This window comes from Neobacillus niacini NBRC 15566, assembly GCF_001591505.1.
Lineage (GTDB): Bacteria > Bacillota > Bacilli > Bacillales > Cytobacillaceae > Neobacillus > Neobacillus niacini.
Map to the genome: position 1 here is coordinate 16,775 of NZ_BCVA01000041.1, position 13,433 is coordinate 30,207.

Annotated in this window: 13 protein-coding genes; 10 read left to right on the forward strand and 3 right to left on the reverse strand. The window is 39.3% G+C overall.

What is annotated here, in order from left to right; genetic code table 11:
- The first annotated feature begins 32 nt into the window (after positions 1-32).
- From BANA01_RS22530 to BANA01_RS22560, 7 genes are all read left to right on the forward strand, one after another.
- Positions 33-2,087 carry a molybdopterin-dependent oxidoreductase gene (locus BANA01_RS22530; RefSeq protein WP_052106357.1) on the forward strand — a complete coding sequence of 685 codons (2,055 nt, stop codon included), beginning with the start codon at positions 33-35 and terminating at the stop codon, positions 2,085-2,087.
- Between the two features lie 537 nt (positions 2,088-2,624).
- Entirely contained in the window at positions 2,625-2,855 is a 231-nt protein-coding gene (locus BANA01_RS22535; RefSeq protein ID WP_034672533.1) for a hypothetical protein, read from the forward strand.
- A gap of 1 nt (position 2,856) precedes the next feature.
- Entirely contained in the window at positions 2,857-3,477 is a 621-nt protein-coding gene (locus BANA01_RS22540) for a TorD/DmsD family molecular chaperone (protein ID WP_034672531.1), read from the forward strand.
- On the forward strand, positions 3,467-5,668 hold the full coding sequence (locus BANA01_RS22545; protein WP_034672528.1) for a molybdopterin-dependent oxidoreductase: 2,202 nt from the start codon (positions 3,467-3,469) through the stop codon (positions 5,666-5,668). The genes BANA01_RS22540 and BANA01_RS22545 overlap by 11 nt, the downstream gene beginning before the upstream one ends.
- 16 nt (positions 5,669-5,684) lie before the next feature.
- Positions 5,685-6,248, forward strand: a complete 564-nt coding sequence (locus BANA01_RS22550) for a 4Fe-4S dicluster domain-containing protein (protein WP_034672526.1) — start codon at positions 5,685-5,687, stop codon at positions 6,246-6,248.
- Positions 6,249-6,250: 2 nt separating this feature from the next.
- Positions 6,251-7,057, forward strand: a complete 807-nt coding sequence (locus tag BANA01_RS22555; protein WP_034672523.1) for a dimethyl sulfoxide reductase anchor subunit family protein — start codon at positions 6,251-6,253, stop codon at positions 7,055-7,057.
- 27 nt (positions 7,058-7,084) lie between these two features.
- A complete protein-coding gene (locus tag BANA01_RS22560) occupies positions 7,085-8,173 on the forward strand; it encodes a 4Fe-4S binding protein (RefSeq protein ID WP_034672521.1) in 1,089 nt (362 codons plus the stop codon).
- Between the two features lie 45 nt (positions 8,174-8,218).
- On the opposite strand, the gene BANA01_RS22565 is transcribed toward BANA01_RS22560, so the two are convergent.
- From BANA01_RS22565 to BANA01_RS22575, 3 genes are all read right to left on the reverse strand, one after another.
- Entirely contained in the window at positions 8,219-8,608 is a 390-nt protein-coding gene (locus tag BANA01_RS22565) for an SET domain-containing protein (protein WP_034672518.1), read from the reverse strand.
- Positions 8,609-8,730: 122 nt separating this feature from the next.
- The gene (gene ade, locus BANA01_RS22570; protein WP_034674903.1) at positions 8,731-10,470 is read right to left on the reverse strand and encodes an adenine deaminase; all 1,740 of its coding nucleotides are present in this window, start codon (positions 10,468-10,470) and stop codon (positions 8,731-8,733) included.
- Between the two features lie 24 nt (positions 10,471-10,494).
- Positions 10,495-10,965, reverse strand: a complete 471-nt coding sequence (locus tag BANA01_RS22575; protein ID WP_034672515.1) for a nucleoside deaminase — start codon at positions 10,963-10,965, stop codon at positions 10,495-10,497.
- 389 nt (positions 10,966-11,354) lie between these two features.
- On the opposite strand from BANA01_RS22575, the gene uraD reads away from it, so the two are divergent.
- The 3 genes from uraD (at position 11,355) to uraH (ending at position 13,429) form a co-directional block, all read left to right on the forward strand.
- Positions 11,355-11,843, forward strand: a complete 489-nt coding sequence (gene uraD / locus BANA01_RS22580; RefSeq protein WP_034672578.1) for a 2-oxo-4-hydroxy-4-carboxy-5-ureidoimidazoline decarboxylase — start codon at positions 11,355-11,357, stop codon at positions 11,841-11,843.
- A gap of 273 nt (positions 11,844-12,116) precedes the next feature.
- Complete coding sequence (gene pucL, locus BANA01_RS22585; protein ID WP_034672575.1) at positions 12,117-13,073, forward strand: factor-independent urate hydroxylase; 957 nt, start codon at positions 12,117-12,119, stop codon at positions 13,071-13,073.
- Positions 13,070-13,429, forward strand: a complete 360-nt coding sequence (gene uraH / locus BANA01_RS22590; protein WP_034672574.1) for a hydroxyisourate hydrolase — start codon at positions 13,070-13,072, stop codon at positions 13,427-13,429. Before pucL ends, uraH begins: the two co-directional genes overlap by 4 nt.
- The last annotated feature ends 4 nt before the right edge of the window (positions 13,430-13,433 follow it).

Below are 13,433 nucleotides of genomic sequence, written 5' to 3' on the forward strand. Positions count from 1 at the left end.
ACACTTTTATTGTAAAGGAGAGAATGAGATTAATGGACAATAGCTTTGAGATAACTCGTCATGTCTGTCCACGTAATTGTTATAGTGCTTGCAGCATTCTCGGATTTACAAAAAATGGGCATTTAGAAAAGGTAACAGGTGATCCGGCGCATGGTTATACAAAGGGGTTACTATGTGCAAAAGGATATAATTATATGAATCAAGTGTATCATCAGGAACGGCTAAAATATCCAATGAAACAGGTTCCACGGGGAAGTGGAAGATGGCAAAGAATTTCTTGGTCAGAAGCAATAGAAACGATTACAAATAAAATCATTGAACTGTACGAACGTTATGGTTCCCATTTATCATTAGCCTTAAATAAATATTCAGGTAATATGGGTGTACTCCATCATGCGATGGAGGGTTTTTTTAATGGATTAGGAAAAACTTCAAGAGCCACTGGGAACCCATGTTGGGCACCAGGAATGGACGCATTATATTTCGATTATGGTGCATGTCAAACTTCTGATATGGAAGATATTCATGATGCCCAAACGATTATCCTTTGGGGAGTAAATCCGGTATGGACGTCCATTCATTCTATGAACTATATATATGAAGCGCAAAAACGTGGAGCGAAAGTCATCACTATTGATCCTATTAATACGGAATCAGCGAAAAAATCAGATGCATTTATTCAAGTGAAACCTGGTAGTGATGGATCACTTGCAGTAGCAATAGCTAAATATATTGTCGATCATGAATTATATGATCTCGAATTTATCGAGAAACATACAGTGGGTTGGAACGAATTAAAGGAGCATATTCAGCAGTTTTCCATGGATGACGCATTAAGAGAATGTGGCCAGAGTATAGGAGCGATACAATATCTGGCCGAAAGATTATGTCGAGACAAACCGGTTACCATCTGGATTGGATTTGGAATGCAGAGAAATATGAATGGCGGTCAAAATGTCCGTGCTATTAATTCTCTAGCTGCCATGACTGGAAACATTGGAATAAAGGGGAGCGGCGTCCAATTTGGAAAGAGGACAACGGAGAAGTTTACTTTTCAAATTTTGAATTACTTACAAAAAGATGGGATAGAAAAAAACGAGATACGGACCATTGATATGAACGATTTTGCTCTGGATGTTCAAAAACAACAAGACCCTCCTGTCAAATTTCTTTGGATCACTTGCAGGAATTTACTCACTCAAAGTTCAAATATAAAACAATTAAAAGAAGTCCTATCGGCTATGGAATTAATTGTGACAGTTGAACATTTTTTAACCGAAACTGTTCAATTTTCTGATATTGTCCTGCCTGCAACGATGTTATTTGAAGAATGGGAAATCGTCTCTAGTTATTGGCATTATTGGATTAGCATTAACCAACCTGCTATTGAACCTTACTATGAGAGTAAAAGTGATTTAGAGATTGCTCGTTTACTTTCGAAGAAGCTAAACGAATATAAGGAAGGGTTTAGTGCATTTCCTTCTCATTTAACAGATGAGGAATTTATTGATCAAGAATTTACAGATACATTATATGAACAACTTCATATAAAAAACTGGCGAGAATTGTTGAACGGACCAAAGAGAGTAGATTACCCAAAGACGGCATGGGAGGATTTTAAGTTCCAGACACCTTCGGGGAAAATAGAACTTTATTCCTTCCAAGCAAAAAGGAATCAACTTTCACCATTTGGATTGGAACCGGTGGAGCTTCAGATGGATCCCCATTACCCATATACATTATTATTAAATCATGAACCTTTCAGAATCAATTCACAATTTCTAAATTTAAACTCCTTTAAGGAGATCAACCAAGAGCCATCTGTGTATCTTCATCCAAAACTGGCAAAAGAAAAGAATATTCAACATGATACGATGGTGAAGCTCTTAAGTAAAAGTGGAGAAATCATCATTCGCGCAAAATACTCTTATGATGTACAAAAGCAGACTTTATTACTGTATCCGAACCATCCGTTAATCAATAAATTGATCACCTTTACCCCTTCTGATATGGGACAATACATGACAGGTGGAAAAGGGAATGCATTAAACAATTTACATGTAAATATTGAAAATCTATCGAATTAAATAGAGTGGATGACTTTTAAATGGGTTGGTACAAACCTTTGAAAGTCATCCATTTTTTTAAAAAGGCTGTGTTAAAGGATATTGTTGACCTTTGTGAATTTTAGGAATTTAAATACACGGAGGAATTCCGCTTAATTCGTAATTATGATTAAAAATAGCATAAACAGACGGAGAAATTCCGCCTATTGACTCGAAAATTCAAAAATTCAAGATTTTTCTTTGCATAACCGGAAAACCTCCCCTTATATACCTTGAAAAAAGCTCCATTCTGCATTTAACCGGAAAGTCTCCGCTTACTTTACTCTCGCTGGTTCCTGAAGCGTAACTCAACAGCCTTATTTAACAGAGCCTTTAAAAAAAGAAGATATGTGAACGAAAGTTTGTCTAAAATATTGTGAAATAATGAACAAGGTGTGTCTAGAAGCCTTTAATTCAATTTTCTACACCATTGAAGCTAAAAGTATGTTTACACTTCTACATTTGCTCACTGTTGAACATGATATTCTGTAAATAGAATTAGAAGGGAGTTAAAGAGATATGAAAACTTTTCTTTTCCTATTAATCAATCTAATGAGTGTCATTTCACTGTTAGGCTGTGAACAGCAAGCAGAAGGAAGTATAAAAGTAAAAATTCAAATGGTTCCAAATGAAGAATATGTGGGTAATCCAAATCCTGTTGTAAAGAAAGAAATGAAATTAACGGATGAGGAAAAGATAGAATTCGAGAAGCTTCAGAAGGAAATTCAGTTAAAAAACGAGGTTGAATAATATGACCATTACACAAGAAACGGTAATGAAACCTGAAGAACGATCGTTCTATTATCAGTTGTTTTGTCATTACTATCGAGGGGATTTACTTCAACTGACTCGAAAACAGTGGAAGCAGGTAGTCCAGATAATTAAGGAATATCAATATACAAGTTTACTAGATGAAGTGGCTCAAAGCTTACAGGTGTTAGAAGAAGTAACAGAGAGAAATATTCAAACGTTTGAGTATGATTACAATCGTTTATTTGTGGGTCCCAATAAGTTATTAGCATCACCATTTGAATCTAGTTATCGGAACTATGAAGGAAACGTTTTGCAACAGGAAACGTTGAATGTACGGAACTTTTACCGTTATGTTGGACTTCAAGTGGCGAATGAAGGGCAGATTCCAGATGATCACATCCAATTTGAATTGGAATTCATACTTCATGTCTTAAGTCAGCCAACGATTGAAGATCATCGTCAAATCTACAAGATGTTCTTAGAAAAACATCTCTTGCAATGGGGTTTTAAGCATTGTGAATTAATCTTACAAAATAGTCAAAATCCCATCACACACGCGATGGCCGTTATATTAAAGGAATTTTTACAACTGGAAGGTGGGAATAAAGATGTTAGCTGATAATGTTTCTCGTCGAACTTTTTTAAAGGGTTCTGCAGCATTAAGTACACTTTTAGGACTCGGAGCAATCGGAAGTAAAGCAACGAATGGCCTCGTCCCAACAGCAGCTGCGAAGTCCAATAGCCAAAAACAACAATTTTTCAATGCCTGTCCTCGAAATTGTTATGATACATGTTCAATTGTCACAACAGTAGAAGACGGTAGAATTACGTTTGTTACTGGAAATGAAAATAACCATTATACAAAAGGGAGACTTTGTGTAAAGGGAAATACGTATCCACGAATCGTCTATTCTCCAGACCGAATTAAATACCCTATGAGGCAGAAAGGACGCGGATCGGGAAATTGGGAAAGAATTAGCTGGGATGAAGCCTATACAATCATTGCCAAGAAAATGCTTGATATAAAAAAAGAGTATGGAAACACGCTGCCAATTTGCTTAAATAAGTATTCTGGTAACTTCAATATATTAAACTACGCAACAGAAGGAATGCTTTCGAGTATTGGGTTTACCACACGTGCGCAAGGAACTCCTTGTGACCCAGCCGGTTCAGACGCCCAAGCCTTTGATATGGGAACGGCTTATAACAATGATCCAGAGCAATTTATGGATGCGGAGTATATTATCCTTTGGGGAGCGAATCCTGCCTGGACGTCAGCCCACTCGATGTACTTTATTGAGCAGGCGAAAGAAAAAGGGACGAAGCTTGTTGTCATTGACCCATTGATTACACAAACTGCTTCTAAGGCGGATGAGTATATTCAAATTAAACCAAGTACAGATGGGGCCCTAGCGCTTGGAATGATTCGTTATATTATGGATCAACACTTATATGATGAGGAATGGGTAAATAACCATGCGATTGGGTTTCATGAATTTGTGTCATATGTAAAAAAGAATATTACGGTTGAATGGGCAGCTGAAAAAACAGGTGTACCAAAGCCGGTGATTGAGAGAATTGCCCGTGAATATGCAACATCAAAGCCAGCGAATATTTGGATTGGTTTTGGAATGCAGCGTCATACAAATGGCGGTTCTATGGTTCGCGCTATTGACGCTCTTGCTGCTCTAACAAGCAATATTGGTAAAAAAGGCGGCGGAGTCAATTATATCGGCGGAGAGACTTGGGGATTTAATTACCATACCATGAGTTTTGGAGCACCTGAAGGAACGGAAGGCGAAGCAGATCGTTATGTCAATATGAATAATTTTGGTGCGCAAGTCCTTGATGCACAAGATCCCCCAATTAAGATGATGTGGATTGCCTGTCGTAATCCAATTGCTCAGGACCCTGAGCCAAATGTAGTCAAGAAGGCATTTGATCAGATGGATTTAATTGTGACAGCCGATTTATATATGAATCAAACTGTGGAATATTCAGATATTGTCTTACCTGTTACCACACCATTTGAGACGGTGGGAATCAACGTGAGTTACTGGCATTATTGGATGAATGCCAACGAGCAGGCAATCAAGCCGCTATATGAAACGAAAAGTGATCTAGAGATTGCCATGGGCCTTTCTAAGAAATTGAATGAGTTAGAGGCAGGATCTTGTACATTCCCTGTTTCAGGTAATCTCGTTGAATGGGTGGAAAAAGAATTTAATGATGATATTCGCAAGTTATTCGGGGTCAAAAGCTGGGATGAACTTCGAAAAAATGGCGGTACCGTGAAGGCAAGTGAAAAGGTAACGGTCGCCTGGGAAGACCTAAAGTTTAGAACACCTTCTGGCAAGTATGAATTTTTCTCTAAAAAAGCAGTTGAATATGGTCATCATCCGTTACCAGTATTTATTGAGGAGTATAAGGCAAACAATGAATATCCGATTCGCTGCATCTCACCACACTGGAAACTGGGCATTCATAGTCAATTTCAACATATCGATTGGTTAGGAGCCATCCAAGACCATCCATTTGTTGAAATGCACCCAGACTTGGCAAAGAAATATTCAATTCGCGAGAATGACATGGTCAACGTCCGAAATGAAGCAGGGTATCTGACCCTGCCAGCCAAATTAACAAAAACTGTTCCGGTCGATACGGTTGTGATGTATGAGGGCTGGTGGAAAGATGTGCATTATACAGAAAACTTTAATGTTAAGGCATTGCCTTCTGATATGGGTGATTATAGTAAAGGCCAGCGCGGAATCGCCTTCCATGATAATTTTGTCAAAATAGAAAAGGCGTAAAGAGGAGGTAGAAACAATGGCAAAAAAACTAGGGTTTTTGGTAAATATTGAACGTTGTATCGGCTGTCATGCATGTGAAATTTCTTGTAAAAGTTTTTACCAGCTTGAGCCGTCTATGAGACGGAGAACGGTACGGGAGCTGCCAGAGGATCTAGTGGGTTCTCCCGTCCGCGCTTTCGTATCAACGGCTTGTAACCATTGTGATGAACCTGCTTGTCAAAAGGCTTGTCCAGTTGGAGCTTATACAAAACGGGATGAAGATGGAATTGTTGTTCATAATCAAGAACTTTGCATCGGATGTCAAATGTGCGGCAAGGCATGTCCATATGGTGTGCCGCAATACAATCCTGTTAAGAAAAAAATGGACAAATGCAGTATGTGTTACGACCGGCTCGATGTAGGGGAATCACCAATTTGTGTATCGAAGTGTCCAATGGAGGCCATAGAAATTGTTGATTATAATGAAGTTCAGCCATCTGGTACAGTTTCCTTGGTGCCGACATTTGCCGACCCGTCGATCACTCATCCAACTACTCAATTTATTTTGCCAAAACCAGGCAAACAGTTTAGGAGGGCATAATCATGCATGATCTTCCACTTGTAGTCTTTACCATTTTGTCGCAGCTTATTTTAGGCGGATTTGTGACACTATGGTGGATCGATCGAAAAAAAACTCGCATATCCCGAAAAACAGGATTACTGATATCGATATCGTTCTTGATTCTTGGCGGTGTTTCGCTTCTCGTGTCCATGTTGCATTTAGGTCAACCCTTTTTCGCATATCGGGCAATCTTAAATTTTGGGGTCTCATGGTTAAGTCGTGAGGTAACATTTTATGGGGCATTCGTCGGATTGATTTTAGCCTATACATGGTTTTGGTATAAGGATGATCGTGCAAAGCGCAGCACCATAGGCTGGATCACTTCTAGTATAGGAGTTGTCGCAATCTTTTCATCTGCGAAAATCTACATGATCCCGGCCATTCCTGCCTGGGATGGAGTAAGCACTCTTTTCGCTTTCTTTCTAACATCGATTCTATTAGGGCCGCTATTCGTGGCTGCAATCTTAGCGATTAGAGGAGAAGTAAACATTAATATTTCTGGTCTTTCGGTCTTAACACTTGCGGTCACAGCGGTTGTAATGGCAGGTTACTTTTCATCCTTGCTCGCAGGTCTGCCAGAAGCGGTTGAAACTGCTAGATTAACATTCAACCATATATTCTTTTGGATTAGACTTGTGACGTTTGCAGCAGCCTTTACGATATTATTTTTATCCTATAAAAATAGCAAATGGCAAAATGTAAAAATCTATTCTGTGGCATTTGCGGTTTTACTCATCAGTGAATTTTTAGGCAGGGTATTATTTTATGAAACAGCTATTCATTTGTAGGTAATTGTTTGCGAGGGGGTTGGCAGAATGGATTTGTTAAAATGGGTAAAGGTAATGGATCAAAAAATGACCTCAATGAGGGTCGAGCCAAATTTATGTGCGCATTTGATATCACCGAAAAGCACTTGTCATAGCTGTGTAGACCATTGCCCAACAAAAAGCATTTCTTTTTCGAAAAAGCAGATTGAAATAGACGATCATTGTTTGGCATGCGGGCTTTGTTCAACCGTATGCCCAACAAATGCTCTTGCTTTTAATCGCCCCCCTCTCGAACAAATACTATCTGATCTAGTTCATCAGTGTGAACAAAATGAACAAGTATACTTACATTGTAAAAAAATGCCTGTTTCAGATAAGAATGTAATCACGGTTTCGGTGCCCTGCTTAGGGATGATTCCTAGAGAAGCGTGGGTTTCCATCTTGAATAAGTGCCAAAATCTTACCATCTACCATACTGGTTCAGGTTGTACTTCCTGTGAAATCACAACAGGTGAAACGGTTTGGAAAAAAGAGCTTGATGCTGGAGAAAAGATGGCAGGTTCTTCTATGAAAATCATGTCCGATATCACTTATTCGGCGAAACCCAAATCGTTTGATACAGATCGACGTGCCTTCCTATCAAGCTTTTTTAATGAAATCAAAGCAACGAATAAGTTAGCATTTAAAGAACTATTAGGAGGTTCTGAAGTTTTATCATATCAGGAAAAAAGACAGGAGAATACACTTTCAAAAGTGAAGAGAGAGTTGGATGAAGTGTCTCTTCATCTATATGAGAAGATGACCAATGAATCTGCACTTCCTTATATGAATAAACGAGCGTTGTTTTTGGCTCAATTGAAGGAAAATGAAATCTTACAAAACCAAAAGGATATCAGGCTTCCTACTATTACGGATGATTGTAATTTTTGCGGTGCCTGTTCGATTTTATGTCCTACGGATGCCTTGAAAATGGACACGGAAAATAACCAAGTATCAATCACACTTAATCCTGCTAAATGTGTAGACTGTTCATTATGCGAAGATATCTGTTTTACGAAAAGTATTTCATTACAGCACATGCAAAACAAAACTCTTCTCAAACAGGAGCAGCAACTTCTTGTGAAGGGCAGCATTTAGTAAACCCTATCATAGTGCAAAAAAAATAACAGCCAACCAGGGCTGTTATTTTTCTTGTTTTTCTTTATCAAACCAAAGCAGTTCTTGGTCCTCTTCATCGCCGTTATAGTTGATTAGAATCTCTTCGCCTTCTTTAATATCTTTGTAAGCAAAGAAGTCAAAGGTATGGTTTGGAAAATTTATCTCATATGTGGCATTAGGCTGATAGGAATGATTAAATAACATCCCATAACCTAAGAGAATGCATGTATGGTTAATCCCATATTCAAACGCATAATCAGCAAGCAATGTTTTTTCAATGTGTTCATGCTCTTCATTCGGATAGGCGATAACGGGTGCTTCATGGATAAGCTCGCCCTTTTTAATATCACGTGTAGCGAATACTCCTCGATTGAACTCTCCGTCACTAAGCTTTGAAGATTTTATTTCTATCATGTTCGTCACCTACATTTACTTTCTTTCGAAGTTAATTATCCTATTTAGTTTGACAGGTAATGGCATTGAAAGCAACCGTTTTTCGGTTTCTCGCATGATAGTGTGTCTTAAAAGCACGAATTTTAAACAGTACTGATGTTAATATGCTCGAAGGTTGAAACCTTAAATAAACCTTTATCGGTAAGTTTTAACTCTGGGATAACAGGAAGCGCTAAAAAGGAAAGGGTTAAAAAGGGATTGAAATAATCGTTTGCTCCAAGCTGCTCAAGAGCATTGTGAAGGTTATTGAGACTACTGTAGACTTCACGGTAAGGGCGGTCAGACATTAATCCTGCGATGGGTAACTCTAAAGAAGCAAGTATTTGACCTTCTTTAATCACAACCAGCCCGCCTTGCATTTCTTTTATTGTATTTGCAGCTAACACCATATCATCGTCATTGGTCCCAGCGATAATGAGATTATGTGAATCATGGGCAATAGTGGTAGCAATTGCACCATGTTTTAATCCTAAGCCTTTCACAATGCCCAAACCAATTTGCCTCGTGAAATGATGGCGCTCGATTACAGCGAGCTTTAACTGATCCCCACTGATCGAAGGTTGGAAGAACCCTTTATTGCAGGTGTCTACTTCTTCTTCGATATGCCGTGTTATAAGACTGTTAGGAATGATTTCAATGATATTTGCTTTGTTCGTTGATAATGGAATATTGAAGTTTGCTTTTAAAATGTCATCAAAATGGACAGAATTTTTTAAGTTAGCACTGCCACCCTTATGAGTGGAAATGCAATCCGTAACCAACTTACCATCTTCTACAACGGCTTTTCCGTTTTTATAAACGTGTATAATCTTTAACGTTTCAAGTTCTTCTACTAAAGAAAAATCCGCTTTGTAACCGGCGGCAATTGCACCCTTATCACTAAGCCCAAAGCATTCTGCTGCATTGATGGAAGCCATTTGGATAGCTGTTACCGGGGAAATTCCTAAGTTGATAGCCAGCCGAACGTTATGATCGATGCTGCCTCCAATTACTAGGTCATCTAAATGCTTATCATCGGTAACAAATAAGCACTTCCGTGAATTATACTCATTTACTGCCGGAATCAAATTCTGTAAATCTTTTGCCACAGTTCCTTCACGAATCATTAAATACATGCCGCTTCGAAGACGTTCTTTCGCTTCTTCCGCGGTTGTACTTTCATGATCGCTCCTAATACCTGCAGCCATATACACATTCAAATCAGTTCCAGTTAATCCCGCAGCATGACCATCCACTTTTTTTCCGAACTGTTTAGCATCAGATATTTTGTTGAGCATATCATCTTCAGCATTTAGGACGGCAGGAAAATTCATCACCTCTGCTAATCCTAGGACTCGTGGATGTTGATAAAAGGGAACTAAATCCTCTGCTTTTAAAATAGCGCCTGAGTTTTCGAAGCTTGTCGCAGGAACACAGGAAGGAAGCATAATATAAATATCAAAAGGAAGATTTTCGGAAGAATCGAGCATATATTGAATGCCGGCAGTACCCAGGACATTCGCAATTTCATGGGGATCAGCGATAACGGTCGTTACTCCGTGAGGAAGGAGGACTTTGGCAAATTCACTAGGCGTCACCAAAGAAGATTCAATATGAACATGACCATCAATAAAGGCAGGAATTACATAACGCCCCTTGGCATCAACAATATTTTTCCCCTTATATTGCCCGATCCCTGCAAAATAACCATCGACAATAGCGATATCGCCTTCGACTATTTCTCCGTTAAATACATCGATAATCCTGCCATTTTTTACTACGGTGTCGGCAGGCTCATTTCCTGAGGCAACTGAAATTCTTCGGGTTAATTGATTTCTCTTCATTGCTCAACACCCTCTACTTTAATATTAGTATTCAACTTTATTCTTAGAACTTTCCCATGTCCGAAAAGGAAGGTCGCCATCGTCCGGAAAGATTTTTTTCATGGGTATTTGCCTATTTTCCATTGGAAGTTCGAGCTGTTCATAAATGAACTGATCATCAAACCCGATCTTGGCGGCATCCTGTTTCGTGCATGCATAGTAAACGGCCTTCGGTCTCGCCCAGTAAATAGCACCAATGCACATTGGACAAGGTTCGCAGCTCGTGTAAATTTCACAATCCGTCAGTTGGAAGTCTTTTAAATAGCTGCAGGCGGCGCGAATAGCTTGGACTTCTGCATGTGCTGTTGGATCGTTGGAAGATGTTACTTCATTACGGCCAACCCCAATTATTTTTCCATCCTTCACTACGATGGCCCCAAACGGTCCGCCATGATTGGTTAAGACATTATTGAGTGCTTCCGCAATGGCCTTTTTCATAAAATGAATATCTGACATGTAATCTCTCCATTCTCTGATGAACTTTTTTACATTTAGTACGTAAGGATTCATGATTTATTAACTTGAGATTCATTATTCTATAACCCACTTAGAATTGCTTCCTTATTGTCAGGTTTGCTTACAGACTATTTTGGTCTAGGATGATTAAAAAACTTGTTAGATTATATGACAGGTTTGTAGATACTATTTCGGCATTTCTATAATATAGTGAAAAATTGGCAGGACGAGTTTGGTGTGCCGACGGCAGCTGACAATAGCCAAGCCATTAATGAAGATTCATAAATAGAAAGAGAACAGTTGATGTATTTTTAGGAGGTCTGGAATATATATAGTTTTAACTGTAATCCGGCTGAATGGTCACCAGCCGGAGGAAGAGAGGTGAGGTTATGGAGGAAGTAAATCAAATGAACAAAGAGGAGTTTGTACTAAAGATAGGCTGGGTGTTTGAACATTCTCCATGGGTAGCAGCGGGAGCATGGGAAAGTATGCCGTTTGAATCCCATGAGAACCTTTTACAAACGATGATTGATATTGTTCAACGTGCCGAGGAGTCTATGAAGTTAGCCTTACTTCGTGCACACCCAGATTTAGGAACAAGGTTGAAAATGTCCGAGGTTTCACAAAAGGAGCAAGAAGGCGCAGGCCTTGATAAGCTTGCAAAGGAAGAATTTGAGGAGTTTATATCCCTTAATAAGAAGTATGTAGATAAATTTCAGTTTCCGTTTATTATGGCGGTAAAGGGGCAAAACAAGGACACCATTTTAGCTGCAATGAAGCAAAGGGTCCATAATACCTACGGAAAAGAATATAACATTGCCTTGCGAGAAGTATTTAAAATAGCCGAGTTTAGATTGAATGATATTTTCAAAGAGTAAAGCATCCATGATGACCCTTAATAAAAGGATAATCGAAAAAGTGTTTAATGGTAGAGGAAATAAGTGACCGCAAATGAGAAGAAATTGAAAAAATGGTCACTAATAGAGGCTATAAGTGACTGAAAACGAGAAAAAACCGAAAAAGTGGTCACTAATAGAGCCCATAGATGACCCCAATCAAAGGAAATATAAAAAGTGGTTTCAACAAGCTACCCAATGTAAAAACGTTCAGTGTCTAAGCCTATCCAAAAAGACAGAGGAGGCTAATGCCATATGAAAAGAACGATGAGCTACGGAAAAGCAGATGTTTGGGTTTATCGTACCTACGCTAAGCCGTTAACTGTAATTCGAAACATTCCCGAGTCCACATTCACAGGGAGAAAAAACATTCTATTTGGCATGAATGTAAAAGTCGCTGTAGAAGGTGAAGCTTTTTTTTCCTCATTTAAAAATGGTGATAACACGTTGGTTGTTGCAACCGATTCTATGAAAAATTTCATCCTTAAGCATGCAGGCGATTATCAGGGAGCCACCCAGGAAGGGTTCCTTGAATTTGTTGCACAACGATTTCTTGAGACGTACTCACATATGACAGGCATTAATATCTCAGGTGAACAGATTTCCTTTGAAGAGCTTCCTGTTCCGACGGCAAATGGCAGCTTTGAACCAAGCCCATTGGTGTTTCGCTACTCATTAAATGAACAGGCCGGAGCCTCCATAGAAGTAAAACGTGAAAATGATGACATTATCACCACCCTTCACCTAAGCACTTTAAAGGGTCTTAAGCTTATTAAGGTAAAGGGCAGTTCGTTTTACGGCTATGTGAAGGATGAATATACGACATTGCCGGAATCCTTTGACCGCCCGCTGTTTATCTTTTTAAATATTGATTGGCGTTATGACGACCTTGAGGATGCCAGGGGAAATACATCCGATGGCTATGTGGCAGCAGAACAGGTCAGGGATATTGCGTACACTGTCTTCCATGAAGAAAACTCTCCATCCATCCAAAATCTCATTTACCGAATCGGTACTCGAATCCTAGAACGTTTTCCACAGTTAGCAGAGGTCCGGTTCGAATCAAATAACCGTACGTGGGAAACGATTTTAGATGAAATTCCTGCCTCACAAGAAGGAAAAGTATTTACGGAACCTCGTCCCCCTTATGGTTTCCAATGTTTTTCAATGACGCGTGCTGACCTAGAAGCTAAAGAGGAACCCAATAAATGAAAGGGAAGCTAACAACGCATGTCCTTGATATTAGCATAGGAAGGCCAGCGAGCGGTGTGTTAGTAGAGTTAGTACATGTTGGTCCAAATGGAGAGAACGAAGTCATCGCGTCTTCCTATACAAATGAAGATGGCAGATTAAATCAGCCCCTTTTGAAGGGGGAGCATATGAAACAGGGAATCTATGAACTTCTTTTTTTTGTTGGAGACTATTACCGAAGTCGCGGAGCTGCCACTGAAAATCCCTCATTCCTGGATTGTGTTCCCGTTCGATTTGGTATTTCTGAGCCAGATTCCCACTATCATGTGCCTCTTTTGATCTCACCGGGAGGGTACAGTACGTACCGAGGGAGTTAGGAGG